Here is a 25,960-nt window from a genome sequence, read left to right on the forward strand (position 1 = left end):
ACGGCTATACAGTGTAATCGGGAGTATGATGCGACCGTCAACCCCTTAAAAAGGTGTCGGAATGTGCACGAATTACCGTGCTCCGGGCGAGGATCCGGGACTGAGCGAACTGAAGATCGACAGCTTCCGCGACCTGTACCGGTGGACGCCGTGGAAGCCCGAGATCTACCAGGACTATGCCGCGCCGATCGTCGCGAGCGTCGACGGCGAGTTCAAGCCGCTGATCGCCGGCTTCGGGTTCTGGCCGCGCGCCCTGCAAAAGGCGAACGTCGAGAAGGCGAAAGAGCAGGGCAGGAAGCTGCCGGTCATGCGCAGCACGCTGAACGTGCGCGACGACAATCTCGGGAAGTCGCCGCTGTACGGCCCGGCGTGGCGCGGTAGCCGCCGCTGCCTGATCCCAGCCGCGTGGATCTACGAACCGAACTGGGAGACGGGCACGCACGTGCGCTATCGCATTGGCCTGGCCGGCTGGCGGCCGCTCTGCGTCGCTGGCATCTGGCGCACGCTACAGCACCCGGACGGCGGCGAACAGCACACGATGGCGATGATCACCGTCAACGCCGACGAGCACCCGGTCATGAAGCACATGCATCGGCCGGGCAACGAGAAGCGGTCCGTCGTGATCCTGCGGCCGGACGACTGGGAGGAGTGGCTCACGACGCCGAACGTCGAGGCCGCGCGCGCGATGCTGCAGCTATACCCGGCGGATGACATGGCGGCCGAGCCGGCGTCGAAGGAGTCCGAATAGCGCCGGTTCGATTCCGGAGGGCAATCGGCGGAATTCTCCCCATTCGTTACGCATGCTGCGCTGGAACCCTTGTCATTTCTAGGGTTACCGTTTCCGGTCCCCGGCACCATCGATCGCTTCGCTGCGATTCGACCAGGGTCTGAAAACCCGCGAGAAGCCATGCGCTCGCGGGTTTTTTATTGGCTCGGGTTCATGCTTCGGTACGCCGGCGCGTACGGGTCTGCGCGAGGCACTTCGCTGCGACGAAAGCTGCGCCATGTGATACTTGATGCACATGCCACACCGATCGCCTTTGCCGCGATCGGTTCGCCTGTCACCGACGCAATCAAACGCAGTCCGCCTCTCGCACGACCACCCGCCCATGCCCGACTCAACCCACCACTATTACGAACCCGCGCAAGGCCACGGCCTGCCGCACGACCCGTTGAACGCGATCATCGGCCCGCGGCCGATCGGGTGGATCTCCTCGCGCGGCAGCGACGGCACGGTCAACCTCGCGCCGTACAGCTTCTTCAACGCGTTCAACTATCGTCCGCCGATCATCGGCTTTTCGAGCGTCGCCGCGAAGGACAGCCTGCGCAACGTGCAGGAGACCGGCGAATTCGTGTGGAACCTCGCGACGCGCGATCTCGCCGACCGGATGAACCAGACTTGCGCCGCGGTGCCGTACGGCGTGAACGAGTTCGAGCTCGGCGGCCTCACCGCAATTCCGTCGCGTCTCGTCGACGTGCCGCGCGTCGCGGAAAGCGGCGTCAATTTCGAATGCAAGGTGACCGAAGTGGTCCGGCTGCGGGATCATCGCGGCTTCGACACGCCGGCCACGCTGGTGCTCGGCGAAGTCGTCGCGGTGCATATCCGCCATGATCTGCTGAAGGACGGCATCTTCGATACCTTCGGCGCGGGGATCATTCTCCGTGCGGGCGGGCCGAGCGCGTACGCGCATATCCAACCCGACAGCCGCTTCGACATCGCGCGCCCCGACGCGTGATGCGTCGCCGTGCCTGAAACCACTGGCACGCTGACCCTGACGCCGCCGCTTCCGCAAAAAGACCCCGCTGAAATCACGGATTTCGCGGGGTTTTCTGTTTCCGGACCCCGACATGATCCCGCCCGGTGTGCCTTGCCGGCCTGCGATCTCGCTGTCCACACGCTCCAACCGCTCACGCGGCGCAGCCAATGCGGCGTCCGCACGCCGCGTCGTCAGCACCGGTCCCGCATCGGCGCCCGTCATGGCAAATCTGCTCACGGCAAACGAGCGGCTTGGTCATCGACGTCCGGCGCGGCAACGCATAGATTTCCAAGGTTGGCGCGCTTATCCGTGCGCCAGCCCGCGCGCGAGCCGGCAACCGGCCGCGCGTCCATATCAGCGTGAGACACAATCGAGCGTGGAGACGACACGATGAGCCTGTCAGAGCCATTGCGTCTGCATGTGCCGGAGCCCACCGGGCGTCCGGGCTGCAAGACGGATTTTTCCTATCTGCATCTATCGCCGGCAGGCGCGGTTCGCCGCCCGCCGATCGACGTTGCGCCGGCGGACACCGCCCATCTCGCCCGCAGCCTCGTGCGCGTGCTCGACGACCACGGCGAAGCCGTCGGCCCGTGGGCACCGGACCTCGACGACGCGCGCCTGATCGCCGGGATGCGTGCGATGCTGAAGACCCGCATCTTCGACGCGCGAATGATGATCGCGCAGCGTCAGAAGAAAATCTCGTTCTACATGCTCAGCCTCGGCGAAGAGGCGATCGGCACCGCGCATGCGATGGCGCTGCGCCACGGCGACATGTGCTTTCCGACCTACCGCCAGCAGAGCATCCTGATCACGCGCGACGTGCCGCTCGAGCGGATGATCTGCCAGCTGATGTCGAACGAAGGCGATCCGCTGAAAGGCCGTCAGCTCCCGGTGATGTACTCGGACCGCGAAGCCGGCTTCTTCTCGATCTCCGGCAATCTCGCGACGCAGTTCATCCAGGCGGTCGGCTGGGCGATGGCGTCGGCGATCAAGGGCGACACGAAGATCGCGTCCGCCTGGATCGGCGACGGCGCGACCGCGGAAGCCGACTTCCACACCGCGCTGACGTTCGCGCACGTGTACCGCGCGCCGGTCGTGCTGAACGTCGTCAACAACCAGTGGGCGATCTCGACGTTCCAGGCGATCGCCGGCGGGGAGGGCACGACGTTCGCCGGGCGCGGCCTCGGCTGCGGCATCGCTTCGTTGCGCGTCGACGGCAACGACTTCCTTGCGATCTACGCGGCATCGACGTGGGCCGCCGAACGCGCACGCCGCAATCTCGGCCCGACGCTGATCGAGTGGGTGACGTACCGCGCGGGCGCGCATTCGACGTCGGACGATCCGACCAAATACCGGCCGAGCGACGACTGGGCGCATTTTCCGCTCGGCGATCCGATCGCGCGCTTCAAGCAGCACCTGATCGCGAAGGGCATCTGGTCGGACAGCGCGCACGACGCGCTGACGGCCGAGCTCGAAGCCGAGGTGATCGCCGCGCAGAAGGAAGCGGAAAAGTTCGGGACGCTGGCCGACGATCGCATTCCGTCGCCTGCATCGATGTTCGACGACGTGTACAAGGAGCTGCCCGCGCATCTGCGGCGTCAGCGCCAGGAACTGGGAGCGTGATCATGGCGCAACATGAAACGACGACGGCATCGGCGCAGCCGATGACGATGATCCAGGCGCTGCGCTCCGCGATGGACGTGATGCTCGGCCGCGACGACGACGTGGTGGTGTTCGGGCAGGACGTCGGCTACTTCGGCGGCGTGTTCCGTTGCACCGAAGGGCTGCAGGCGAAGTACGGCAAGTCGCGCGTGTTCGACGCGCCAATCTCGGAAGGCGGGATCGTCGGCGCGGCGGTGGGGATGGGCGCGTACGGCTTGCGGCCCGTCTGCGAGATCCAGTTCGCCGACTACTTCTACCCGGCGTCCGACCAGATCGTGTCGGAAGGCGCGCGGCTGCGCTATCGGTCCGCGGGGCAGTTCACAGCGCCGATGACGATCCGCATGCCGTGCGGCGGCGGCATCTACGGCGGCCAGACGCACAGCCAGAGCCCGGAGGCGATGTTCACGCAGGTCTGCGGTTTGCGCACGGTGATGCCGTCGAATCCGTACGACGCGAAAGGGCTGCTGATCGCATCGATCGAGAACGACGATCCGGTGATCTTCCTCGAGCCGAAACGCCTGTACAACGGGCCGTTCGACGGCCATCACGAGCGCCCGGTCACGTCGTGGCTCAAGCATCCGGGCAGTGCGGTGCCGGAAGGCTATTACACGGTGCCGCTCGATACGGCTGCGATCGCGCGGCCCGGCAACGACGTGACGGTGCTGACGTACGGCACGACCGTGCACGTGTCGCTCGCCGCGGCGGAGGAAACCGGCATCGATGCGGAAGTGATCGACCTTCGCACGCTGTGGCCGGTCGATCTCGACACGATCGTCGCGTCGGTGCGCAAGACCGGCCGCTGCGTGGTCGTGCACGAAGCGACGCGCACGTGCGGCTACGGCGCTGAACTGGTGTCGCTCGTGCAGGAGCACTGCTTCTACCACCTGGAGGCGCCGGTCGAGCGGACGACGGGTTGGGACACGCCTTATCCGCACGCGCAGGAATGGGCGTATTTCCCCGGCCCGGCCCGGGTTGGCGAAGCACTGCGACGCGTGATGGAGGCGTGAGATGGGGATTCATGTGATCAAGATGCCGGACATCGGCGAAGGGATTGCCGAGGTCGAGCTGGTGGCGTGGCACGTGCAGCCCGGGCAGGTGATCGCCGAAGATCAGCCGCTCGCCGACGTGATGACCGACAAGGCGGCGGTCGAGATTCCGTCGCCGGTCGCGGGGAAGGTGCTGGAGCTCGGCGGCCGGATCGGTGAAATGATGGCGGTTGGCAGCGAGCTGATTCGTCTCGAAGTCGAAGGCGACGGTAATCTGAAGCCGGGCGCGAAGGGGCGTGATGCTGCAGCGCAGGCCGCGCCGCGCCCGGCACACATCGACGCGCCTGCCGGATCGTCGGCTGTCGAAGAGGAATCCCGAACGCATGCGCCGTCGCACGCAAAGACGCACGCATCGCCGCCTGCCGCGAACCGCACACCGGCCGAGCCGCGTCGTGCGGAACGTGCGTCCGAACCGCACGCGGCACGCGCGCCCGGCGAGCGCCCGCTCGCGTCGCCGGCGGTGCGCCAGCGCGCGTGGGACATGGGTATCGAATTGCGCTACGTGCGCGGCACCGGCGAAGCCGGACGAATCCTGCACGCGGACCTCGATGCGTATGCGCGCAGCGGCGGTGCGACCCACGCGCACGGCTACGCGGAGCGAAACGACGAAACCGAAGTGCCGGTGATCGGCCTGCGGCGTGCGATCGCGCGCAAGATGCAGGAAGCGAAGCGGCGCATTCCGCACTTCAGCTACGTCGAGGAGATCGACGTCACGGAGCTCGAGTCGCTGCGCGCGGAACTGAACCGCCGCTACGGCGATGCGCGCGGCCGCATTACGCCGCTGCCGCTGCTGGTTCGCGCGATGGTAATCGCGCTGCGCGACTTCCCGCAGATCAATGCGCGCTACGACGACGAGGCCGGTGTCGTCACGCAATACGGTGCGGTGCACATGGGCGTCGCGACGCAGACGGACGGCGGCCTCACGGTGCCGGTGCTGCGGCACGCGGAAGCGCGCGACGTGTGGTCGATCTCGGCGGAAATCGCGCGGCTCGCCGACGCGGTGCGTGCGAACCGCGCGCAGCGCGACGAGTTGTCCGGGTCGACGATCACGATCTCGAGCCTCGGTGCGCTCGGCGGCATCGTGTCGACGCCGGTCATCAACCATCCGGAGGTCGGCATCGTCGGCGTGAACCGGATCGTCGAGCGGCCGATGATCCGCGATGGCGCGATCGTCGCGCGCAAGATGATGAACCTGTCGTCGTCGTTCGACCATCGCGTCGTCGATGGCGCGGACGCGGCCGAATTCATCCAGGCGGTGCGCGGGCTGCTCGAGCGCCCGGCGCTGTTGTTCGTGGAGTGAGCGCGATGCCGAACGAACACACCACATTGCTCGTGATCGGCGGCGGCCCGGGCGGGTACGTCGCCGCGATTCGCGCGGGGCAGCTCGGCATCCCGACCGTGCTCGTCGAACGCGAACGGCTCGGCGGCACCTGCCTGAACATCGGCTGCATTCCGTCGAAGGCGCTGATCCATGTCGCCGACGCGTTCGAGCAGGCGTGCGGGCAGGCCGGCGAGGGCATGCTCGGCATTCGCGTGCGCACGCCGGAAATCGACATCGCGACAAGCGTCGCGTGGAAGGACGGCATCGTCGAGCGGCTCACGCGCGGCGTCGGCGCGCTGCTGAAGAAGCACGGCGTGCGCGTGCTGCATGGCGACGCGCGCGTCGTCGACGGCAAGACCGTCGACGTCGTCGCCGGCGACCACACGACGCGCATCGCCTGCGAGCACCTGCTGCTCGCGACGGGATCGGAACCGGTCGCGCTGCCGTCGATGCCGTTCGGCGGCCATGTCGTGTCGTCGACAGAAGCGCTGTCGCCGACGTCGCTGCCGAAGCGGCTGGTCGTCGTCGGCGCCGGGTACATCGGGCTGGAACTCGGCACCGTCTATCGCAAGCTCGGCGTTGACGTCAGCATCGTCGAAGCCGCGGAGCGCGTGCTGCCCGCATACGACGCGGAACTTGCGAAGCCGGTTGCCGATTCGCTCGCGCGGCTCGGCGTCGGCTTGCTGCTCGGTCACCAGGTGCTGGGCCTTGCCCGCGATGGCGCGGTGCGCGTGCAAGCGCCCGACGGTGCGGAGAAGACGCTGGCGGCCGATCGCGTGCTGGTTGCGGTGGGCCGCCGGCCGCGCGTCGACGGCTTCGGCCTCGAATCGCTGCCGCTCGATCGCAACGGGCGAGCGCTGCGCATCGACGACGAATGCCGGACGTCGATGCGCAACGTCTGGGCGATCGGCGACGTTGCCGGCGAACCGATGCTCGCGCATCGCGCGATGGCGCAGGGCGAGATGGTGGCCGAGCTGATCGCCGGACGCCGCCGCAAGTTCATGCCCGCGTCGATTCCGGCCGTGTGCTTCACCGATCCGGAGGTCGTCACGTCCGGGTGGTCGCCGGACGATGCGAAGGCGGCCGGTGTCGACTGCATCAGTGCATCGTTCCCGTTCGCGGCGAACGGGCGCGCGATGACGCTGCAGGCGACCGACGGTTTCGTGCGCGTGGTCGCGCGGCGCGACACGCACCTGATCGTCGGCTGGCAAGCGGTCGGGCGCGGCGTGTCGGAACTGGCCGCGGCGTTTTCGCAGTCGCTCGAGATGGGTGCGCGGCTCGAGGACATCGGCGGCACGATCCACGCACACCCGACGCTAGGCGAAGCGATGCAGGAGGCGGCGCTGCGCGCGCTGGGGCATGCGTTGCACGTGTGAGCAGCGTGCCGGCGTGAACGGTGGAACGGAGCCCCGCTACGGCGGGGCTTCTTGCTCGCGGGAATAGCAGCGGCGGCGCCACCCGATCGATGCGGCCGTTGACCGTCGCGTGCGAACCGTTCATCGTGTCGACATTCCGCGCGATTCAACGCGCACCGGCCGCTTCGCCGAGGCGCGGCATCGCGAGGCCCGAATGTGTAGGCTGAAGCGCGCGGCCCGCGTGCACGGGATTTACACGGAACGAACTGCCATGAAACTGTTGCTCGTCGGCGCGACCGGGCTCGTCGGCCGCCACGTCCTCGACATCGCGCTGGCGGATGCGCGGGTCGACGAAGTCGTCGTGCTCGCGCGCCGGCCATTGTCGCCGCATCCGAAGATGCGCGCGCTCGAAGTCGATTTTGACAACCTGCCCGAATCCGCCGACTGGTGGCAGGCCGACGCGGTGATCTGCACACTCGGCACCACGATGCGCGTCGCGGGCTCGCAGCCCGCATTTCGCCGCGTCGATCACGACTATCCGCTCGCAGTCGCGCGGCGCGCGCACCGGTCGGGCACGCCGACCTGCGTGCTGAATTCGGCGCTCGGTGCGGATCCCGATTCACGGATCTTCTACAACCGCGTGAAGGGCGAGGTCGAGCGTGCGCTCGCAAGCATCGGATTCGCGTCGCTCACGTTCGTGCGGCCCGGGCTGATCGCCGGCAGCCGCGATGAATTCCGCTTCGCCGAGCGCATGCTGGTGCTGATGCTCGGTGCCGCCGGGCCGGTGTTGCCGCGCAAGTGGCGGGTGAATCCGGCGCCGCACATTGCGCGCGCGCTCGTCGACGCCGCGCTCGATGCGCGCCCGGGTGTGCACGTGATCGGCTCCGAACGTCTCGCCTAACGCCGAACCCGAATCTGCATCGCGCTCGCGACATGGCCGACCGGGCGCGATGAACGAACCCGACGCGCCGGATTTTTGCGCACGACACCGTCAAGCTCCGGACACTGTTCGGCGAACGCATCGCGAAATGCGTGCAGGGCTTCGCTCGCGTCGCGGTTGCGCGGGGCCGTGGAGCCGGAATCCGGTCGTGTGGCCCGGCTTGCTTGCGCGCAAGCGCCGGATCTTGTCAGCCGAAGCTGGCGGCGCCGCGACATGGCCGGGCAGGCAACCGACGTGCGCGCACCGGCGCCACGCACGACGACGGGCCGCACGGTCGCAAGACCGTTTCGTCATACCGACCGATAACCGGACGCGCGGCGCATGCCGACCTACGATAAAAGCATCGTGTCCGTCGTCTGCGGAGCCCAACCGTGTGCACCCATTACCGCGCGCCCGATGAAGACCCCGGGATCAGCGAACTCAGGATCGGCATCGGCGACCTGTTTCGCCGCGAGCCGTGGGCGCCCGACGTGTATCCGGACTACGCGGCGCCCATTGCGCGCGCCGACGGCGACGGCCTCGCGGTCGTCAGTGCGGTGTTCGGCTTCTGGCCGAGATTCATGCAGCCCGAGCGTATCGACGAGAACGGACGCAAACGCAGGAAGCTCGATACGATGAATGCGCGTGCGGAAACGGTCGGTTCGTCGCGGCTTTACGGCAACGCGTGGCGCAACGGCCAGCGCTGCCTGATTCCGGTGCGCTGGATCGTCGAGCCGTGCTACGAGACGGGCCGCAACGTGTGGCACCGGATCGGCGCCGCCGGCTGGCAGCCATGCTGCGTCGCTGGCATCTGGCGGCGTTACGAGGCGGCCGACGGCCGCGAACACATCGGCATGGCGATGCTGACCGTCAATGCCGACGATCATCCGGTGTTCGCGCGCATGCATCGGCCTGGCGACGAGAAGCGCGGCGTCGTGATGCTGCGCCGCGCCGACCACGACGAATGGCTGCACGCGCGCGACAGCGAAGCCGCGCGCCGCATGCTGAACCTCCTTCCGGCAGCGGCTATGGTCGCCGAGCCCGAGCCTGCATCTGCATCTGCGCCACGCACCGGCGCCTGAGCTTTCGCGTTGCTTTCGGCAAGCGGGCGGCAATTGCTTCGTTGCACGCATCCCGTTGGCGCGGCGATTGCGGCAATCGCCGGATATCGGGTAATCACCGATATCCGGCGAGTTGTATATACAAGATTATCCGCGGACAGTGCCGGCGCCCACCTGCCGGCGGCCCGCCCGCGTGCGCGCCATGCGTGACGCATGCCGGCGGTACGCGGCGCGCCGCCCGATGAATCGAGAAGGGCGACCTGGCACGTTTTCCGTCTCGTCCAGACCATTTGTGATCCTCAGTATCTTGGAGAGTTATCCGTGTCAACGAATCCCAGTGGAAAAGCCGGCGGTCTGATCGAAGTACGCTCGATCGATTTCATCCCCGACGCCGAACGCCACGGCGGCCTGCTGAGCCAGTTCACGCTGTGGCTGTCGGCGAACATGCAGATCACGGCCATCGTCACCGGCGCGCTGGCGGTCGTGCTGGGCGGCGACGTGTTCTGGTCGCTGGTTGCGCTGCTGCTCGGCCAGCTCGTCGGCGGCGCGGTGATGGCGCTGCACGGCGCGCAAGGGCCGCAGCTCGGATTGCCGCAGATGATCTCGAGCCGCGTGCAGTTCGGCGTTTATGGCGCGATGATCCCGATCGTGCTCGTGTGCCTGATGTACATCGGCTTCTCCGCGAGCGGGTCGGTGCTCGCCGGGCAGGCGGTCGCGCAGCTGCTGCATGTCGACGACGCGGCCGGCATCCTGCTGTTCGCCGCCGTGATCGTCGTGCTGACGGTGTTCGGCTATCGCGCGATCCACTTCGTTGGCCGGATCGCGAGCGTGGTCGGCATCGTCGCCTTCGTCTACATGTTCGCGCAGCTGTTCGCGAACCACGACGTCGGCGCGCTGCTCGCGAACAAGCACTTCTCGCTCGCGAGCTTCCTGCTGTCGATGTCGCTGTCCGCGTCGTGGCAAATCGCGTTCGGTCCGTACGTCGCCGATTATTCGCGCTACCTGCCGCGCTCCACGTCGTCGGTGGCCACGTTTGTCGCGGTCGGCCTCGGCTCGGTGATCGGCGCGCAGGCGGCGATGGTGTTCGGCGTGTTCGCTGCCGCGCTGGCCGGCGGCCAGTTTGCGCACCATGAAGTGTCGTACATCGTGGGCCTCGGCTCGACGGGCGCCGTGGCCGCGCTGCTGTACTTCAGCATCGCGTTCGGCAAGGTGACGGTCACCACGCTCAACGCATACGGCAGCTTCATGTCGATGGCGACGATCGTCAGCGGCTTTCGCGGCAAGCATGCGGTGTCGTCGACGAGCCGGCTCGTCTACATCTTGGGGATGATCTGCGTGTCGACGCTGATCGCGCTCGCCGGCCGCCATTCGTTCCTGAAGGAATTCACCGCGTTCATCCTGTTCCTGCTTGCGTTCTTCACGCCGTGGAGCGCGATCAACCTGGTCGACTACTACTGCTTCACGCGTTCGCGCTACGACGTGCCGGCACTGTCGGATCCGGACGGCCGCTATGGCCGCTGGAACGTGATGGCGATCACGATCTACGTGGTCGGCATCCTGGTGCAGTTGCCGTTCATGTCGACGCACATCTACACCGGGCCGCTCGTCGACGCGCTCGGCGGCACCGACATCTCGTGGATCCTCGGCCTCGCAGTGCCGGCCGTGCTGTATTACATCGGCGCGCGCGCGTCGCGGCGCAGCATCCCGGAACGCCTGATCCTGCCGCTCGAACGCGGCGAGGTTCAGCACTGACGCAAATGTCTGACGGCGCCCGGCCGTTCAGGCGGCCCAGGCTTTCTGCGCGCCGCGGCTGCGTGGCGGCGCGCAGTCGCGATGCGCGCGCTCACATCCCGAGCCGCTCGGCGAGCGAGTGCCGCTGCATGCAGCGCTCCATCGCGTCGAGGAACGCCTGCTCGGCTGCGTTCATCTTGCGGTCGCGATGCCACAGCAGGAACACGTCGACGTCGACGAGGCCTTCGTCGGGCGGCAGCCGCCACAGCCGCTGCTGCGCGATGTCGTCGCGCACGATGTGTTCGGGCAGGCAGCCGATGCCATAACCGGCGAAGATCAGCCGACGCACCTCGTCGAGGCTCGGAGACGACGCGACGATCCGGCCGGTGAAACCCTTCTGGTCGCGGAACACGGTGAGCGGCGACAGGCTGTCGCCGATCTGGTCGCTCGTGAACGACACGAAGTTCTCCGCGAGCAGGTCGTCCATCCGCAATTGCGTCTGTCCGAACAACCGGTGATGGCGGCCGCAGTAGATCGCGTAGCGCTGGCGTAAAAAACAGCGCATCTGCAGCTTGTCGTGCGGCGTGCGGCACAGGCCGAGCCCGGCGGTGGCCGTCTTTTGCAGCAGCGACGACAGGATGTCGGACGAGCGCATCACTTCGATCTGCAGATCGATGCGCGGGTACGCGCGATGGAAGTCCGCGAGAAATTCGTCGTAGACGGGCGACTCGATGCGGCTGACCGTCAGCAGCCGTATCGAGCCGGTGAGGTCGGCCGTGCTGTCGTCCAGTTCGGTTTCGAGCCGCGACACGCCGCCGTAGATGTCGCTGGCGATCCGGTACACCGCTTCGCCCGCCGGCGTGGGCGCGAAGTGCGCACCGCGCCGCTCGATCAGCTTGCGCTCGAGCGTGTCTTCCAGCCGGCGCAGCGCCTGGCTGACGGCCGGCTGCGTCACGTGCAGCCGCGCGGCCGCGCGGCTCACGCTGCGCTCCTGCACGATCACGAGATACGTGCGCAGCAGGTTCCAGTCGAGGCGGTCGTTCAGGAAAGGGGCGAGGTCGGCACGCATCGGGTCTCCGGACAAAGCGTCGGGCGCGACATTAGTGAAATTTATACGCCGAATAATAACTTGAAATTTGACTAATGATTAGCGGTCGCCGATAAAGGAGGGGCGCCGCACCGGGCGGCGCGAGGCCGCGACAGACGGCCGGCCACCACGATATTGCGCGTGCCGCCCGCACGCGCCAGGAGCGAGCATGACCGAATCCCTTCCTTCCGCCCGCCAGCCCGCGCGTGCCGCGACGGCCGCGTTCATCGGCACGATGATCGAGTGGTACGACTTCTACATCTACGCGACCGCCGCCGCGCTCGTGTTCGGCGAGCTGTATTTTCCGTCGCACGACCGCTTCGTCAGCACGATGGCGTCGTTCGCGACGTTCGCGGTCGGCTTCTTCGCGCGGCCGCTCGGCGGCATCGTGTTCGGCCACCTGGGAGACCGCATCGGCCGCAAGAAGGCGCTGATGACGACGCTGATGATGATGGGTGTCGCGACCGTGTGCGTCGGGTTGCTGCCGGACTACTCGAAAGTCGGCATGCTGGCGCCGGTGCTGTTGATCCTGCTGCGCATCGTGCAGGGGATCGCAGTCGGCGGCGAATGGGGCGGCGCGGTGCTGATGGCAGGCGAACACGCGCCGCAGGGCCGTCGCACGTTCTTCGCGTCCTTCGCCCAACTCGGCAGTCCGGCCGGGCTGATCCTGTCGCTGGTCGCGTTCCGCGCGGTCACGTCGATGGACAAGGCGGACTTCCTCGCGTGGGGCTGGCGGCTGCCGTTTCTCGCGAGCTCGGTGCTGCTCGTCGTCGGCATCCTGATCCGGCTCGGCGTGAACGAGTCTCCGGAATTCGCGCGCGTGAAGGAAGCAAACCGTACCGTGAAGCTGCCGGTCGCCGAAGTGTTCCGCTCGGCGTCGGGCCTGGTGTTGCTCTGCATCGGCGCGAACACGATCGGGATCGCGGGCGTCTATTTCACGAATACGTTCATGATCGCGTACACGACCCAGTACGTCGGCGTGTCGCGCTCGCTGATTCTCGACAGCCTGTTCGCGGTCGCGATCATCCAGTTCGTCGCACAGCCGATCGCCGCATGGATTGCCGAGCGCATCGGCGGTGCGCGCTTCCTGAAGATCGCCGCGCTGCTCGCGATGCTGTCGCCGTACCCGATGTTCATGCTCGTGCAGGGTGGCACATCCGCGTCGCTGGTCGCGGGCATCGCGCTCGCGGTCGTATGCATGGCCGGCTTCTATTCGGTGATCGCGGGCTTCGTCAGCGGCGTGTTCCCCGCTCACGTGCGCTATTCGGCGATCTCGCTCGCGTACCAGATCTGCGGCGCGCTCGCCGGCGGCCTGACACCGCTCGTCGGCACGTGGCTCGCGCATCGCTTCGCCGGACAGTGGTGGCCGCTTGCCGTGTTCTACACCGGCCTCGCCGGCTTGTCGCTGCTCTGCATCGTCGCGCTCGACGCGCGCCGCGCGGCCCGGCCGGCCGCCGCCGAAGCGCTCGGCTCGCATTGAGCCGCTGCTACGCATGAATCGATCGGAGTTCGAATGAAAGACCTGTTGGAAATCGACGGCGCCCGTTTGTGGCAGAGCCTGGCGGACATGGCGCGCATCGGCGCGACGGCGCGCGGCGGCGTGCGCCGGCTCGCGCTGACCGACGACGACCGGCGCGGGCGCGACCTGTTCGCGCGGTGGTGCCGCGACGCGGGCATGACGGTGAGCGTCGACGCAGTCGGCAACCTGTTCGCACGGCGCGGGGGCGCCGATGCACACGCCGCTCCGGTGCTGATCGGTAGCCATCTCGACACGCAGCCGGAAGGCGGCCGTTTCGATGGCGTCTATGGCGTGCTCGCCGCGCTGGAGGTCGTGCGCACGCTGAACGATGCGGGCATCGCGACCGGCAAACCGATCGAGATCGTCTCGTGGACCAACGAGGAGGGCGCGCGTTTCGCGCCGGCGATGCTCGGCTCGGCAGTGTTCACCGGTGCGTTGCCGCTCGACGAAGCGCTCGCGAAGCGGGACGCCGACGGCATCGCGCTCGGCGCCGCGCTCGACGCATGCGGTTATCGCGGCGCGCGCGCGCCGGGCGGCGACGTCGACGCGTATTTCGAAGCCCATATCGAACAGGGTCCCGTGCTGGAGGCGAACGGCACGACGATCGGCATCGTCACGGGCGGGCAGGCGATCCGCTGGCTCGACGTGCGCGTGACGGGCGTGGCCGCGCATGCGGGCACGACGCCGATGCCATATCGGAAGGACGCGTATTTCGCGAGCGCGCAGATCGCACTCGAGCTCGAGCGGATCGTCGCCGGCCATACGCCGCGCGGGCTCGCGACGATCGGGCAGGTCGGGATCCGCAACGCGTCGCGCAACACGATCGCCGGCGACGTGACGTTGACCGTCGACCTGCGTCATCACGACGATGCGCAAGTCGATGCAATGGAGCGCGAGCTGCGCGACGCGGCTGCGCGCATCGCCGCCGCGCGCGGCGTGCAGGTGTCGGTCGATACCTGCTGGCGCAGCCCCGCGACGCCGTTCGACGCCGCTTGCGTCGAACTCGTCGCGCAGGCTGCCGATGCATTCGGCTATACGAACGAGCGGATCGTCAGCGGCGCCGGCCATGACGCGATCCTGCTGGCGCGCCGCGTGCCGACCGCGATGGTGTTCATCCCGTGCGTCGGCGGGCTGTCGCACAACGAGGCAGAGGATGCGCTGCCCGACGACGTGACGCGCGGCACGAACGTGCTGCTCCATGCGGTGCTTGCGCGTGCCGGCGTCACCGCGCGCACCCGCCACGCGACGGCTGCGGCTGCAGCGGCGCACGACGCTGACGCATGACGCGATAAACCGACGAGAAACGAACGATGAAGACCTATTTCCACCCCGAACAGTTGCTGCACCATCCGCGCACCTACCTGTCACGCGGCAAGATGCGCGAGCCGCAGGAAGTGCCCGAGCGCGCCGCGCGGCTGGTCGCGGCCGTGCGCGCGCTCGACTTCGACGTGCGCGAGCCGGCCGATCGCGGCATCGCACCGATCGCGGCCGTGCACGACATGAATTACCTGCGGTTTCTGGAGGAGGCGCACCGGGACTGGAAGCGGATGCCCGACGACTGGGGCGACGAAGTGATGTCGAACGTGTTCGTGCGCGATCCGAATCCGTTGCGCGGTGTGCTCGCGAAAGCCGCGCGTTATCTCGCTGACGGCAGTTGCCCGGTCGGTGCGAATACGTGGCGCGCTGCGTATTGGTCCGCGCAGAGCGCACTCGCGGCCGCGGCGGACGTCAACGACGGCGCGCGCGACGCCTATGCGTTGTGCCGGCCGCCCGGCCATCATGCGCGGCGCGATGCGGCCGGCGGCTTCTGCTATCTGAACAATGCGGCGATCGCCGCGCACGCGCTGCGCGGCCGCCATCGCCGCGTTGCGATCCTCGACACCGACATGCATCACGGGCAGGGCGTGCAGGAAATCTTCTACGGCCGCGACGACGTACTCTACGTATCGATCCATGGCGATCCGACCAATTTCTATCCGGTCGTCGCCGGGTACGAAGAGGAGACCGGCGCCGGCGCCGGCGACGGCTACAACCTCAATCTGCCGATGCCGCACGGTGCGCCCGAATCGGCGTTCTTCGACCGGCTCGACGACGCGCTGCGTGCGCTCGCGCGGTTCCAGCCCGAAGCGCTCGTGCTTGCGCTCGGCTTCGACATCTACAAGGACGATCCGCAATCGCAGGTGGCCGTCACCACCGACGGATTCGGACGGCTCGGCGGCGCGATCGGCGCGCTTGGTTTGCCGACGGTGATCGTACAGGAGGGCGGGTACCACCTCGACAGCCTTGATGCGAACGCACGCGCGTTCTTCGGCGGATTTGCGGCCGCGCGCTGATACGCCGGTCGTCGGCACACCGGACGCACCGCAGGATTCGTCAACGAAATGGCCCCGCGTCGGCATTCCGACACGGGGCTGTTTCGATTGCGGTGCCGTGTATCGGCACCCTCCGGATGGTCGCGCGGTTACGAATTCGCGGCGACCGGCGCGCGTCGGCGCTGCATGATCTGCAATGCGACCAGCGCCAGCCCGGCCGCGGCGATCAGACCGCCGACAAGCGGCACGGCTGCGTAGCCGAACCCCGCCGAAATCGCGGCGCCGCCGGCTGCCGCGCCCAGCGCGTTCCCGAGGTTGAACGCGCCGATGTTGACCGCCGATGCGAGGCCGGGTGCTTCGTGCGCGGCACGCATCACGCGCATCTGCAACGGCGGTACGACGGCGAACGTCGCGACGCCCCAGACCAGCAGCGTGACCGCGGCACCGGCATGTGTGCGGGCGAGCAGCGGAAACGCGGCCATCGTCACGATCAGCAGCACGAGGAACCCGATCAGCGTGCCGTCGAGCGAGCGATCGGCGAGGCGGCCGCCGGCGATGTTGCCGATCGAGAAGCCGACGCCGATCAGCACGAGCATCGCGGTCACGAAGCCGGGCGTCGCGCCGGTCAGGTGTTCGAGCGTCGGCGCGACATACGTGTAAAGCGTGAACATCGCGCCGGCGCCGAGCACGGTGGTCGCGAGCGCGCCGAGCACGACCGGGCGCGTCAGCACCGCGAGTTCGGCTCGCAGGTTCGGCATCTTGCCGGCCTCGCCCTTCGGCAGCGCGGAGAACAGGCCGGCGATCGCGATCAAGCCGAGCGCCGCGGTCGCCGCGAACGACATGCGCCAGCCGATCATCTGCCCGAGCCACGTCGCGGCCGGCACGCCGCCGACGTTCGCGATGGTGAGACCCATGAACATCGTTGCGACCGCGCTCGCCTGCTTGTCGCGCGGCACGAGGCTGGCCGCGACCACCGACCCGAGTCCGAAGAACGCGCCGTGGTTGAGGCTCGTGACGAGCCGGGCGAGCAGCAGCGTCGTGTAATCCGGCGCGACGGCCGACAGCAGGTTGCCGATCGTGAAGATCGACATCAGCGCGATCAGCGCCGAGCGGCGCGACCAGCGTGCGAGCAGCAGCGTCATCAGCGGTGCGCCGGCCATCACGCCGATCGCGTACGCGCTGATCAGCATGCCGGCCTGCGGAATCGACACGTGCACGCCGTCGGCGATCACCGGCAGCAGGCCCATCGGCGAGAACTCGGTCGTGCCGATGCCGAATGCGCCGGCCGCGAGCGCCAGCAACGGTAGCGTCGCGCTGCCGCCCGGACGAGGAGAAGAAGAAGTCGTGGTGTTCACGCGATGCGCTCCTGAAAGCATGGGCAACGGCATCGAGCCGTTGCGGACAGGCTGAAGTGTGCCGGGTTTACTTTTGCGGAAAAAGCCGGTTCCGGGCGAAATTATCTTGATTTCATGTCAACAATGCGCCAGAGCGTGCGAGGCCCGCGTTTCGGGCGTGTGGCTGCGGCGTGCCGGCCGGTCCGGGCCAGGTGAGTGCGGCCTGCGCCCGCCGATACGCGAGGCGGTTGCACGTCGCGCCCGATCGGTGCGGTTCTCGTCATGCTGCCGGCCCGCGGCGGGGCCGCGACTGCGCGACACGCGAAAAAATGCCCCGGTCACAGGGGGGCCGTGACCGGGGCGCAAAGGCATCCTCTCTTTGGCACGAGGGTGGATGCGGGCGCAGTATATTCCGCGGGGTAACGTTTCGAATTCACGTTAAACGACCGTTTTTGGTGCCAATTTAAAAATACCCGGGGCGCAGCGAGGCGCGTTATGAATTTGAAAGAATTTTCGTTCGTTTGATGCGGATGTTTAGTTCGCACTGGCAGCGGCGCCGCACGTCGCATCGGGTGATGCGGTAAGACGCCCGAGTTCGACGCTGCCGGACCGCGCCGGGTCGCAAACGCGCGCGTGCCGGTCGATCAATCCTCATGGCCGGCCGCGCCTCGCACGGCCTCCAGAAACCGCGCGACGACAGGCGACGCCGGTGCCGCCGCGGCGTCGAACACGAACTCGATGTCGAAGCGGCTCGCGAGTTCGTCGAGCGCGACCAGCCGGACCGTGCGCGGGCACGTCGGCGACGCGCTTTCCGGGATGAATGCGCAGCCCATGCCGGCCGCGACGAGTCCGATCAGCGTCGGGATGTCGCTGCCGACCTGCGCGATGCGCGGCGTGAAGCCGGCGCGCTCGCACTGCGTCATCAGGAAGCGGTGGTGTGCGGCGGAGCGCAGCGCGTCGAACCACACAAACGGCTCATGCGCGACGTCGGCGAGCGTGCGCGGCGCGTGAAAGCGTCCGCCCGGCGGCGCGGGCATCGCGAGCACGAAGCGGTCGCTCAACAGCCGCACGCCCGCGAGATGCGGCGCCTCGTCGCGCCGCCACGCCATGATCCCGCCATCGAGCTGACCGCGCGTGAGCGCCGCGGCCTGTTCCGCCGACAGCATCGGCGCGATCGACAGTTTCACGTCCGGACACGCATCGCGAAAGGCCTTCAGCACATTCGCGACGACCGGCAGCGGCAGGCAGTTCGGCAGCGCGCCGAGCCGCAACTCGCCGAGCTGGCCGGCCGCGCAGCGCAGCGCGCGTTCGCGGCTGTCATGCAGCGCCGCGAGCAGTGCGGTCGCGTCGTTGACGAAGCTCGCACCGGCCGCCGTGAGCGTGACGCCGGTCGCGCGGCGAATCAGCAGCGGCGTGCCGATCGCGTCCTCGAGCTCGCGGATCTGGCGCGACAACGCGGGCTGCACGATTCCGGCCGCGCGGGCGCCGGCCATCACGCTGCCGGCTTGTGCGACCGCGACGAAGTAGCGGAGGTGACGCAGTTCTATCTGGCGCATGTGATGTCGGTCCCGGTTTCGATTCGATGGATATGCCTGATAAGCATAGCAACCACCAATGGATGGTATTGGAAAGCATGTCCGGCGTGCCGTACGATGATTGCCGTTGCCGCGGCCTGTGCGCAGGCCACGTCCGTTCCCGTCCGCCTTCATTCGTATCCCGTGCCATGCCGCTTCATATCCAGACTCCCTATCTCCGTTCGCAGATCGCGTCGCGCCGTTTCGGCACGAACGTCTGGCTGAAGCTCGACGCGCTGCAGCCGTCCGGTTCGTTCAAGCTGCGCGGCATCGGCGCGGCGTGCGAGGCCCACCATACGGCGGGCGCGCGCCGGTTCGTGTCATCGTCGGGCGGCAACGCGGGCATCGCCGTCGCGTATTGCGGCCGCATGCTCGGCGTGCCTGTGCTCGTCGTCGTGCCGGAGAGCACGTCGGCCCGCGCGCGCGAGCTGATTCGCGTCGAAGGCGCGGAGGTCGTCGTGCACGGCGCGAGCTGGGCCGAGGCAAATGCGTTCGCGGTGGCGGCGGCCGGCGCGCACGATGCATTCGTGCATCCTTTCGACGACCCGGTTCTGTGGCAGGGACATGCGACGATGATCGACGAGATGGCGGCGAGCGGCCCGAAGCCCGACGCGATCGTGCTCGCAGTCGGCGGCGGCGGGTTGCTGTGCGGCGTGCTCGACGGGCTCGCGCGCAATGGCTGGGACGACGTGCCGGTCGTCGCGGTCGAGACCGCAGGTGCCGACAGCTACGCGCGCTCGATCGCGCATGGTCATCCGGTCGAATTGCCGGCGATCACCAGCGTCGCGACGTCGCTCGGCGCGAAGCGGCCGTGCGATGCGGCGCTCGATTGGGCGACGCGGCATGCGATCCATCCGGTCGTCGTGTCGGATGCGCAGGCGGTGGCCGCATCGCTGCGGTTTCTGGACGAGCACCGGATCGTCGTCGAGCCCGCTTGCGGTGCAGCGCTGGCCGCGCTCGAACAGGCGGTGCCGGTGCTGGCGTCGGCGTCCGATATCGCGGTGATCGTGTGCGGCGGAGTGACGGCGACGGTCGAACAGCTGCAAACGCTGAACGCGACGTTGCGGTAGCGCGGTAACGGGCGCTGCGACGCGCAGCGGCAGCCGCGATCGAGTGCGGGGCTGCGCTGCTGGCCGGCGGCGCTTCGGAAGGGCGAACGGGGCCGTGACGGCAGCCGGCGGCCAGAGGGCGGCCGCGCGCGTCCGTCAGCCAAATCGGACATCGGTGCTATTTGCTTGTGCAAACGGCCGCACTGAGCGCTCGCCGGTTCACCGCACGCGGTTGAGGTCGGCGGTACGGCTTCTGTAGCGACAATGCAAGGGAAGGGACATACCGCGCCGCACGCGACGAACGTGCGGCGCGGGACGGCGTTCTCGGTCAGTTTGCGCCCGGCGCGCTGGCGCCAGACGGTGCGGACGACGCGACGGGATCGGCGGCGGCAGGCGCCGAAGCCTTGTCCGCCGGTGCGGGAGTCGTATCCGACGGAGCCGGGTGAGCGGATTCAGCCGGCGCGGGCGACGGAGCGGTGGAGCCCGACGGGGCGATGGCGGATGCCGGAGCCACGGGCGTCGATGCAGCAGGCGCCGAAGCAGAAGCCGCCGCCGGGGCGGAAGCGTGCGCCGCAGCGGACGCAGGCATCGAAGCGGAAGCGGGGGCCGGCACTGCAGCAGGCGCAGCACCCGCGTCCGGCCCGGCCGCCGGCGCCGCGCCGCGCATCGTCCGCGGCGCGACCACGGCGGATGCCGCGGCAGGCGCGGCCGGCACGAGCGGCGTACCTGAAGCCGGTGCGACGCTCGGCACCGCGAGCGGCACTGGCGCGGCGGGCGGCGTCGGCACGACCGGCGTCGTCATCTTCATCGGTTCGCCCTGCGGCGTCGGCGCGGGCTCGGGCAGCGGCGCGACGTGCTCCTTCTCGGCGGCCTTCACGGTCGCGCGATCGCGGCGGGCAGGATCGATCTTCAGGAAATGCTCGACGAGGTTGAAGAAGCGCTCATAGAACACGCCGGCGGGAATCGTCTCGCTCGCGGTCTTCACCAGCGCGTCGTCGCTCGACCCGATCGGCAGCGACAGCGAGCCGAACACGCTGAGCCCGACGCTCGCCGACGTATTCGACTTCTTCAGCGTGTAGCGGTCCTGCACCGCGTTCACGTACGCGATGCTCGACGAGCCGTCGGCGGTCGCATCCGCGCACACGACGTGAAACTCGATCACGACGTGCATGTCGTTGCTCGGCTGGAAATTCTTGCTGCCGTCGACCGCATCGTTGCGCGACGACGACACCACGTAGCCCTGGCTCAGCAGCGCGCGGCGCGCGGCCTCGCAGGCCGCGTCGGATTTCGAGTGAAACGTGTGCGCATACGGGCTGCTCGTCGCGTCGAACTGTTCCTGCTGGTAAATCGGCTTGGGCGGCGACGAGCACGCCGTCAGCACGGTCGCGGCCGCGAACGCGCACGAAACGGAGAACAGGCGAAATCGGTTGTGCATGGCGTCTTTCAGAAGGCTCGGCGAGATGCCGCGCGGCGCGGCGGGGCGCACCGCATGGCCTGCGCGCAACGGCGGTGCCTGTGCGGTCCGTGCGGCAATCTCGTATGGCCGGGGCGTCATTATAGTTTCGTTTGATGTCGCGCTTGCTTCAGCCGCGCGGGGCCGCCTGCGCGGAGGCGAGCAATCTCGACACGAGCGGATGGTGTTCGCCGCGCCGCGACCGGATCGCATGGATCTCCTCGGTCACGTCGCCGGCCCGGCCGAGCCGTCGCAGCCCGCGCAGCAGCGACGCGTCGTTCGCGCCGAGCTCGCTGAGCGGAAACACGCCGAGCCCGCGTGCCGCGAACACGGCCATCAGCGCGCTGTCCTCGAATTCGCCGGCCACGCGGGGCACGATCCGCTCGCGCTCGAGCCACAGGTCCAGCCGCGCGCGCAGTGCCGAATGAGCGGTCGGCAGCAGCACCGGCAATTCGGCCAGGCATTGCGGGAAGCGCTGCCTCGCAGCGGCCGTGACGAGCGACGCGGGGCCATACCAGTCCACCGGCGACGCGACGAGGCGCTCGCTCGTCACGCGCAGGTTCGACCCCGACGGCGCGCCCTGGCCGGCCAGCACGAGGTCGAGGTGATGCAGCGCCAGTTCGGCAAGCAGCGCATCGTGCTCGCCTTCGTGGCACAGCAGCCGCAGCGTGGGCGTGTCGAGCACCGGCGCGAGGATCGCATGGGCGGCGAGCTTCGAAATCCCGTCCGCGAGGCCGACCGCGATGCGCACGGTCGGCTGGCTCGCCGCCGCACGCACTTCGTCCGGAATCAGCCGGCCCATCTCGAAGATGACTTCCGCGCGCGCATACGCGGCCTGCCCGGCATCGGTCATCGCGACGCCACGCCCGGCCGGGCGCAGCAACTGGTGACCGAGCGACTTCTCGAGCTCGCGCACCTGCGCGCTGATCGTCTGCACGGCCATGTCGAGCCGCTCGGCCGCGCGCGCAAAGCCGCCTTCCTTCACGACGACCCAGAAATAGTACAGATGGCGGAAATTGAGCATCGGATTGCAACTTCGTAAAAACCGAACCAAGTGTCAGATTGTCGCTGATTTTTACGAAGTCGAGGGCCGTCTATCATCGGGCTTTCCATCTTCGAATCGGCCCTTTTCATGGACTACCTGCTGACCCTTGCCGCCGACCCCGCCGTGTGGGCCGCGCTGCTCACGCTCGTCGTGATGGAAGTCGTGCTCGGCATCGACAACCTGATCTTCATCTCGATCCTCAGCAACAAGCTGCCCGAAGCGCAGCGTGCGCGCACGCAGCGCCTCGGCATCGGGCTCGCGCTCGTGATGCGTCTCGCGCTGCTCGGCAGCGTCGCCTGGATTGCAAGCCTGACCGAGCCGGTGTTCACGCTGTTCGGTCACGCGTTCTCGTGGCGCGACGTGATCCTGCTGTCGGGCGGCCTGTTCCTCGTATGGAAGGCGACGACCGAGATCCACCACCACGTGTCGCACGACGGCGATGGCGCAAGCGCTGCCGGCGGCGCGGCCGGCCTGACCGTGTGGGCCGCGATCGGCCAGATCGTGATGCTCGACATCGTGTTCTCGATCGACAGCATCGTGACCGCGATCGGGATGACCGAGCACATTCCGATCATGTTCGTCGCGGTGATCGTCGCGGTCAGCGTGATGCTGTTCGCCGCGCAGCCGCTCGCACGCTTCATCGACCGCAATCCGACTGTCGTGATGCTCGCGCTGTCGTTCCTCGTCGTGATCGGCATGACGCTGATCGCCGAAGGTTTCGGCTCGCACGTGCCGAAGGGCTATATCTATGCGGCAATGGCGTTCTCGGCATTCGTCGAGGGCATGAACATGCTCGCGCGGCGCGCGAAGGCGAAGCGCGCGGCGCGGGCCGAAGGTCGATGACGACGCGGGCGGCGAAGGTGCCGCCGTCGCTCCGGACGCTCAACGAAGGAGAAACGCGATGAAATGTCCTGTGTGCAAGACGCCCGACCTGCTGATGGCCGAGCGCCAGTCGATCGAGATCGACTACTGTCCGACGTGCCGCGGCGTATGGCTCGATCGTGGCGAACTCGACAAGCTGATCGCGCGCGAAACCGGCGATGCGCCGGTGCGCCGCGACGAACCGTCATTGCGCCACGACGCACAGGCGCCGCGCTCGCGTGGCGACGGCTGGGGGCGCGACGGCCGATCGCACGACGACCGTTACCGGCGCGACGGTCAGCGCCGCAAGAAGTCGGTGTTCGACCTGTTCGACTTCGATTGAAGGCCGGATGCCGGCTGCCGAACGCAAGGGCGCGCACGCATTGCGTCGCGCGTCGCAAAAAAGCCCCGCCACGCGCAATGCGTGGCGGGGCTTTGCTCATGCGCGGCGCTCGGCAACGTCGCGCGGGCGGTTACGCGCTGCCCGCCGTCACGTCGATGCGGCGCGGGCGCGTTTGCTCGCGGCGCGGAATCGTCAGCGTGAGCACGCCGTCGCGCAGGCTCGCATCGATCCGCGACGTATCGAGATCGGGGCTCAGCACGAACGTGCGCGCATAGCGCGGTGCGCGCACTTCCGCATGGCGCACGCGCAGATCGGCCGGCGTGTCGATGCGTGTGTCGGCTTCAAGCGTCAGCGTGTTGTCGTGCACTTTCACGTCGAGGTTTTCGCGCGGTACGCCGGGCAGGTCGGCGCGCAGAATCACCTGCTGCGCGTCCTCGACGATGTCGACGGCCGGGGCGATCGCGGGCCGGCGCGGCGCGTCCGCGGCCGCGGCCTGGAACGCGGCACCGTTCTGGCGTTCGGTCAGGGTCTGGTACGTGTTCATGGCGTTCTCCTGAAGGTTATTGAACGGTGATCGAACGCGGCTTCGATGCCTCGCGCCGTCCGATGCGAATCAGCAGGCAGCCGTTTTCGTAGCGTGCGGAGACGTTGTCCGCATCTGCGTCCTGCGGCAGCTCGACCACGCGGCGGAACGCGCCATGAAAACGCTCCTGCGCATAGGTGCGCGCGGTGTCGCCCGCGTCGTGCGGCGCCGGCTTGCGCTCGCCGCTGATGGTCAGCAGGTCCTTGTCGATCGACACGTCGAAGTCGGCCGCGGCCATGCCCGGCGCGAACGCGACGATCTCGATCGCGTCGTCGGTCGCGCCGACGTTCAGCGCGGGGAACGCGCCTGGCCGCACCGCGCGAATGCCGGCCGGATGCTCGCCGAACAGGCTGGCCATCTGCCGCTGCACGCGGGCGAATTCGTCGAACAGGTCCTGGCCGAAATGGATACCGCTCATGAAGTTCCTCCGGAACATGAAGCGCGGCAGATGCGACGACGCGATGCCCAATGGCGGTCGCGGCGCGCAATGCTCCGCTGAGTCGAAAACGGAGGCGGTGCGTATGACGGACACCGCCTGGCAACCGGTAATTAGAGGCTGCCGCGGCGGTTTTCAAGAGCGGCCGTGCGACGCGCGTGCGCGTGTGATGCGGCGATTCGATGCGACAATCGTCGCGCACCTACACACCACGGAGACGGAACGGACATGGACATTCAACGCATCGCGATCGTCGGCGCCGGCGTGATCGGCGCGAGCTGGGCAGCTTTCTATCTGTCGAAGGGCTTCGACGTCGTCGCGACTGATCCCGCACCGGAGGCCGACACGCGGCTGCGCGACGCGCTCGCCGCGTTCCTTGGCGAACGGGCGAGCGAACTGTCCACGCGGTTGTCGTTCGACGCGGATCTCGTGCGCGCGCTCGATGGCGTCGATTTCGTGCAGGAGAACGGCCCCGAGCGGCTCGATCTGAAGCGCGCGCTGTACCGGCAGATGGACGACGCGCTCTCCGCGCGCGTGCCGATCGCATCGAGTTCGTCGGGCCTGAAGATGTCAGCGATCCAGACCGCATGCGACAAGCATCCTGAGCGCTGCCTGATCGCACATCCGTTCAATCCGCCGCATCTGATTCCGCTCGTCGAACTGGTCGGCGGCGACGCAACCGACGCGGCCGTGATCGCGCGCGTGAAGGACTTCTACGATGCGCTCGGCAAGCAGACCATCGTACTCAACAAGGAGATGACGGGTCACGTCGCGAACCGGCTAGCGGCCGCGCTGTTTCGCGAGGTGTATCACCTCGTCGGCGAAGGCGTGGTGAGCGTCGCCGATGCGGACAAGGCGGTCGCGTGGGGCCCGGGCTTGCGCTGGGGGCTGATGGGGCAGTGCCTGACCTATCACCTCGGCGGCGGTGCGGGCGGAATCGCGCACTTTCTCGAGCACCTGTCGGGGCCGATTTCGACTTGGTGGGACGATCTCGGTACGCCGTCGTTCGATCCGGCCGTCGATCGCAAGCTCCAGGACGAACTGCGCGCGATCCAGGGCGCGCGCTCGATGCAGGAGCTGGCGGCCGAGCGCGACCGGTTGCTCGTCGAACTGATCGACGCGCGGCGCCGCAGCTTCCTGCCCTGAGCGCTTGCACGCGATGCCCGTTTGCCGCGGCGGGAAAGGCTATTGCTGCACGCTCGCGTGCGGTGCCTGCAGCGGTGCGTGCGCGAGCCACGACGGCTGCACGGCCTGCACGAGTTCGCGATTGCGCGCGCGCGTCGCGGCGTTCGGCGGATAGTTGCCGTCGTTGGTCGGCAGTTCGCCATCGAGATAGGCCTGCTTCAATTGCGCGATGACTTCCGCGCGGGTGAGGCCCGGTGCGGGTGCGGCGGCATCGGTTTGCGCGAACGCGGGTGACACCAGCGCGGCTGTCGCGGCCGCGACGGCGAATCGCAAGACGTTCATGTTGGGCTCCGGTCGAGGGGACGGGTCGGCGGATTCACGGCGTGC

The 25,960-nt window shown here is 68.2% G+C and carries 24 protein-coding genes; 16 read left to right on the plus strand and 8 right to left on the minus strand.

The window, feature by feature from the left end; all coding sequences use genetic code 11:
• The first annotated feature begins 61 nt into the window (after window positions 1–61).
• The 9 genes from WK25_RS06215 to WK25_RS06255 all read left to right on the plus strand — a co-directional run bounded on the left by WK25_RS06215 (window position 62) and on the right by WK25_RS06255 (window position 10,873).
• Window positions 62–748 carry an SOS response-associated peptidase gene (locus tag WK25_RS06215; RefSeq protein ID WP_069241229.1) on the plus strand — a complete coding sequence of 229 codons (687 nt, stop codon included), beginning with the start codon at window positions 62–64 and terminating at the stop codon, window positions 746–748.
• Window positions 749–1,109: 361 nt separating this feature from the next.
• Window positions 1,110–1,736 carry a flavin reductase family protein gene (locus tag WK25_RS06220; protein ID WP_069241230.1) on the plus strand — a complete coding sequence of 209 codons (627 nt, stop codon included), beginning with the start codon at window positions 1,110–1,112 and terminating at the stop codon, window positions 1,734–1,736.
• A gap of 411 nt (window positions 1,737–2,147) precedes the next feature.
• The gene (locus WK25_RS06225) at window positions 2,148–3,380 is read left to right on the plus strand and encodes a 3-methyl-2-oxobutanoate dehydrogenase (2-methylpropanoyl-transferring) subunit alpha (RefSeq protein WP_069241231.1); all 1,233 of its coding nucleotides are present in this window, start codon (window positions 2,148–2,150) and stop codon (window positions 3,378–3,380) included.
• Window positions 3,381–3,382: 2 nt separating this feature from the next.
• Window positions 3,383–4,426 (plus strand): alpha-ketoacid dehydrogenase subunit beta, encoded by a 1,044-nt coding sequence (locus WK25_RS06230; protein WP_040143858.1) that lies wholly within the window; start codon window positions 3,383–3,385, stop codon window positions 4,424–4,426.
• A 1-nt stretch (window position 4,427) separates the two neighbouring features.
• Window positions 4,428–5,765, plus strand: coding sequence for a dihydrolipoamide acetyltransferase family protein (locus WK25_RS06235; protein ID WP_069241232.1), 1,338 nt, complete (start codon window positions 4,428–4,430; stop codon window positions 5,763–5,765).
• Window positions 5,766–5,770: 5 nt separating this feature from the next.
• On the plus strand, window positions 5,771–7,162 hold the full coding sequence (lpdA, locus tag WK25_RS06240; protein ID WP_069241233.1) for a dihydrolipoyl dehydrogenase: 1,392 nt from the start codon (window positions 5,771–5,773) through the stop codon (window positions 7,160–7,162).
• 250 nt (window positions 7,163–7,412) lie between these two features.
• Entirely contained in the window at window positions 7,413–8,042 is a 630-nt protein-coding gene (locus WK25_RS06245; RefSeq protein WP_069241234.1) for an NAD(P)H-binding protein, read from the plus strand.
• Window positions 8,043–8,452: 410 nt separating this feature from the next.
• Window positions 8,453–9,142, plus strand: coding sequence for an SOS response-associated peptidase family protein (locus WK25_RS06250; RefSeq protein WP_069241235.1), 690 nt, complete (start codon window positions 8,453–8,455; stop codon window positions 9,140–9,142).
• A gap of 300 nt (window positions 9,143–9,442) precedes the next feature.
• On the plus strand, window positions 9,443–10,873 hold the full coding sequence (locus WK25_RS06255) for a purine-cytosine permease family protein (RefSeq protein ID WP_069241236.1): 1,431 nt from the start codon (window positions 9,443–9,445) through the stop codon (window positions 10,871–10,873).
• 91 nt (window positions 10,874–10,964) lie between these two features.
• On the opposite strand, the gene WK25_RS06260 is transcribed toward WK25_RS06255, so the two are convergent.
• Window positions 10,965–11,921, minus strand: coding sequence for a LysR family transcriptional regulator (locus WK25_RS06260; RefSeq protein ID WP_040143864.1), 957 nt, complete (start codon window positions 11,919–11,921; stop codon window positions 10,965–10,967).
• A 187-nt stretch (window positions 11,922–12,108) separates the two neighbouring features.
• Between WK25_RS06260 and WK25_RS06265 the strand changes: the two genes are divergently transcribed.
• Genes WK25_RS06265 through WK25_RS06275 form a run of 3 tightly spaced genes read left to right on the plus strand, consistent with a single transcriptional unit; the run spans window position 12,109 to window position 15,791 of the window.
• Window positions 12,109–13,419: an MFS transporter gene (locus WK25_RS06265; protein ID WP_040143865.1), complete on the plus strand. Its 1,311-nt coding sequence runs from the start codon at window positions 12,109–12,111 to the stop codon at window positions 13,417–13,419.
• Between the two features lie 33 nt (window positions 13,420–13,452).
• On the plus strand, window positions 13,453–14,742 hold the full coding sequence (locus tag WK25_RS06270) for a Zn-dependent hydrolase (RefSeq protein WP_059543686.1): 1,290 nt from the start codon (window positions 13,453–13,455) through the stop codon (window positions 14,740–14,742).
• Window positions 14,743–14,768: 26 nt separating this feature from the next.
• Window positions 14,769–15,791 carry a histone deacetylase family protein gene (locus tag WK25_RS06275; RefSeq protein WP_069241237.1) on the plus strand — a complete coding sequence of 341 codons (1,023 nt, stop codon included), beginning with the start codon at window positions 14,769–14,771 and terminating at the stop codon, window positions 15,789–15,791.
• Between the two features lie 128 nt (window positions 15,792–15,919).
• Here WK25_RS06275 and WK25_RS06280 read toward each other — a convergent pair whose 3' ends face one another.
• Both WK25_RS06280 and WK25_RS06285 read right to left on the minus strand, forming a co-directional pair.
• The gene (locus WK25_RS06280; protein WP_059543683.1) at window positions 15,920–17,125 is read right to left on the minus strand and encodes an MFS transporter; all 1,206 of its coding nucleotides are present in this window, start codon (window positions 17,123–17,125) and stop codon (window positions 15,920–15,922) included.
• A 623-nt stretch (window positions 17,126–17,748) separates the two neighbouring features.
• On the minus strand, window positions 17,749–18,660 hold the full coding sequence (locus WK25_RS06285) for a LysR family transcriptional regulator (RefSeq protein ID WP_040143869.1): 912 nt from the start codon (window positions 18,658–18,660) through the stop codon (window positions 17,749–17,751).
• A 167-nt stretch (window positions 18,661–18,827) separates the two neighbouring features.
• Between WK25_RS06285 and WK25_RS06290 the strand changes: the two genes are divergently transcribed.
• Window positions 18,828–19,748 (plus strand): pyridoxal-phosphate dependent enzyme, encoded by a 921-nt coding sequence (locus tag WK25_RS06290; RefSeq protein WP_069241238.1) that lies wholly within the window; start codon window positions 18,828–18,830, stop codon window positions 19,746–19,748.
• A gap of 307 nt (window positions 19,749–20,055) precedes the next feature.
• Here the strand turns inward: WK25_RS06290 and WK25_RS06295 are convergent, their stop codons facing one another.
• Complete coding sequence (locus tag WK25_RS06295; RefSeq protein WP_069241939.1) at window positions 20,056–21,162, minus strand: DUF2242 domain-containing protein; 1,107 nt, start codon at window positions 21,160–21,162, stop codon at window positions 20,056–20,058.
• A gap of 148 nt (window positions 21,163–21,310) precedes the next feature.
• Window positions 21,311–22,204 carry a LysR family transcriptional regulator gene (locus WK25_RS06300; RefSeq protein ID WP_069241239.1) on the minus strand — a complete coding sequence of 298 codons (894 nt, stop codon included), beginning with the start codon at window positions 22,202–22,204 and terminating at the stop codon, window positions 21,311–21,313.
• A 108-nt stretch (window positions 22,205–22,312) separates the two neighbouring features.
• On the opposite strand from WK25_RS06300, the gene WK25_RS06305 reads away from it, so the two are divergent.
• The gene (locus tag WK25_RS06305; RefSeq protein WP_069241240.1) at window positions 22,313–23,068 is read left to right on the plus strand and encodes a TerC family protein; all 756 of its coding nucleotides are present in this window, start codon (window positions 22,313–22,315) and stop codon (window positions 23,066–23,068) included.
• A gap of 58 nt (window positions 23,069–23,126) precedes the next feature.
• Window positions 23,127–23,429 carry a zf-TFIIB domain-containing protein gene (locus WK25_RS06310; RefSeq protein ID WP_040143873.1) on the plus strand — a complete coding sequence of 101 codons (303 nt, stop codon included), beginning with the start codon at window positions 23,127–23,129 and terminating at the stop codon, window positions 23,427–23,429.
• Between the two features lie 130 nt (window positions 23,430–23,559).
• Here the strand turns inward: WK25_RS06310 and WK25_RS06315 are convergent, their stop codons facing one another.
• Window positions 23,560–23,973: an Hsp20/alpha crystallin family protein gene (locus WK25_RS06315; RefSeq protein WP_069241241.1), complete on the minus strand. Its 414-nt coding sequence runs from the start codon at window positions 23,971–23,973 to the stop codon at window positions 23,560–23,562.
• Window positions 23,974–23,989: 16 nt separating this feature from the next.
• Window positions 23,990–24,430 (minus strand): Hsp20/alpha crystallin family protein, encoded by a 441-nt coding sequence (locus WK25_RS06320; protein WP_069241940.1) that lies wholly within the window; start codon window positions 24,428–24,430, stop codon window positions 23,990–23,992.
• Window positions 24,431–24,676: 246 nt separating this feature from the next.
• Here WK25_RS06320 and WK25_RS06325 point away from each other — a divergent pair, with 246 nt between their 5' ends.
• Complete coding sequence (locus tag WK25_RS06325; RefSeq protein WP_069241242.1) at window positions 24,677–25,594, plus strand: 3-hydroxyacyl-CoA dehydrogenase NAD-binding domain-containing protein; 918 nt, start codon at window positions 24,677–24,679, stop codon at window positions 25,592–25,594.
• Window positions 25,595–25,633: 39 nt separating this feature from the next.
• Here the strand turns inward: WK25_RS06325 and WK25_RS06330 are convergent, their stop codons facing one another.
• Window positions 25,634–25,915, minus strand: coding sequence for a DUF4148 domain-containing protein (locus WK25_RS06330; protein WP_069241243.1), 282 nt, complete (start codon window positions 25,913–25,915; stop codon window positions 25,634–25,636).
• Between the last annotated feature and the right edge of the window lie 45 nt (window positions 25,916–25,960).

The sequence above is a fragment of the Burkholderia latens genome, assembly GCF_001718795.1.
GTDB lineage: Bacteria > Pseudomonadota > Gammaproteobacteria > Burkholderiales > Burkholderiaceae > Burkholderia > Burkholderia latens_A.

What these genes read in the sequence shown, in the direction of transcription:
- WK25_RS06215 (WP_069241229.1), top strand. Translation starts at nt 62, where the DNA reads ATGTGCACGAATTACCGTGCTCCGGGCGAGGATCCGGGACTGAGCGAA.
- WK25_RS06220 (WP_069241230.1), top strand. Translation starts at nt 1,110, where the DNA reads ATGCCCGACTCAACCCACCACTATTACGAACCCGCGCAAGGCCACGGC.
- WK25_RS06225 (WP_069241231.1), top strand. Translation starts at nt 2,148, where the DNA reads ATGAGCCTGTCAGAGCCATTGCGTCTGCATGTGCCGGAGCCCACCGGG.
- WK25_RS06230 (WP_040143858.1), top strand. Translation starts at nt 3,383, where the DNA reads ATGGCGCAACATGAAACGACGACGGCATCGGCGCAGCCGATGACGATG.
- WK25_RS06235 (WP_069241232.1), top strand. Translation starts at nt 4,428, where the DNA reads ATGGGGATTCATGTGATCAAGATGCCGGACATCGGCGAAGGGATTGCC.
- lpdA (WP_069241233.1), top strand. Translation starts at nt 5,771, where the DNA reads ATGCCGAACGAACACACCACATTGCTCGTGATCGGCGGCGGCCCGGGC.
- WK25_RS06245 (WP_069241234.1), top strand. Translation starts at nt 7,413, where the DNA reads ATGAAACTGTTGCTCGTCGGCGCGACCGGGCTCGTCGGCCGCCACGTC.
- WK25_RS06260 (WP_040143864.1), bottom strand. Translation starts at nt 11,921, where the DNA reads ATGCGTGCCGACCTCGCCCCTTTCCTGAACGACCGCCTCGACTGGAAC.
- WK25_RS06265 (WP_040143865.1), top strand. Translation starts at nt 12,109, where the DNA reads ATGACCGAATCCCTTCCTTCCGCCCGCCAGCCCGCGCGTGCCGCGACG.
- WK25_RS06270 (WP_059543686.1), top strand. Translation starts at nt 13,453, where the DNA reads ATGAAAGACCTGTTGGAAATCGACGGCGCCCGTTTGTGGCAGAGCCTG.
- WK25_RS06275 (WP_069241237.1), top strand. Translation starts at nt 14,769, where the DNA reads ATGAAGACCTATTTCCACCCCGAACAGTTGCTGCACCATCCGCGCACC.
- WK25_RS06285 (WP_040143869.1), bottom strand. Translation starts at nt 18,660, where the DNA reads ATGCGCCAGATAGAACTGCGTCACCTCCGCTACTTCGTCGCGGTCGCA.
- WK25_RS06290 (WP_069241238.1), top strand. Translation starts at nt 18,828, where the DNA reads ATGCCGCTTCATATCCAGACTCCCTATCTCCGTTCGCAGATCGCGTCG.
- WK25_RS06295 (WP_069241939.1), bottom strand. Translation starts at nt 21,162, where the DNA reads ATGCACAACCGATTTCGCCTGTTCTCCGTTTCGTGCGCGTTCGCGGCC.
- WK25_RS06300 (WP_069241239.1), bottom strand. Translation starts at nt 22,204, where the DNA reads ATGCTCAATTTCCGCCATCTGTACTATTTCTGGGTCGTCGTGAAGGAA.
- WK25_RS06305 (WP_069241240.1), top strand. Translation starts at nt 22,313, where the DNA reads ATGGACTACCTGCTGACCCTTGCCGCCGACCCCGCCGTGTGGGCCGCG.
- WK25_RS06310 (WP_040143873.1), top strand. Translation starts at nt 23,127, where the DNA reads ATGAAATGTCCTGTGTGCAAGACGCCCGACCTGCTGATGGCCGAGCGC.
- WK25_RS06315 (WP_069241241.1), bottom strand. Translation starts at nt 23,973, where the DNA reads ATGAACACGTACCAGACCCTGACCGAACGCCAGAACGGTGCCGCGTTC.
- WK25_RS06320 (WP_069241940.1), bottom strand. Translation starts at nt 24,430, where the DNA reads ATGAGCGGTATCCATTTCGGCCAGGACCTGTTCGACGAATTCGCCCGC.
- WK25_RS06325 (WP_069241242.1), top strand. Translation starts at nt 24,677, where the DNA reads ATGGACATTCAACGCATCGCGATCGTCGGCGCCGGCGTGATCGGCGCG.
- WK25_RS06330 (WP_069241243.1), bottom strand. Translation starts at nt 25,915, where the DNA reads ATGAACGTCTTGCGATTCGCCGTCGCGGCCGCGACAGCCGCGCTGGTG.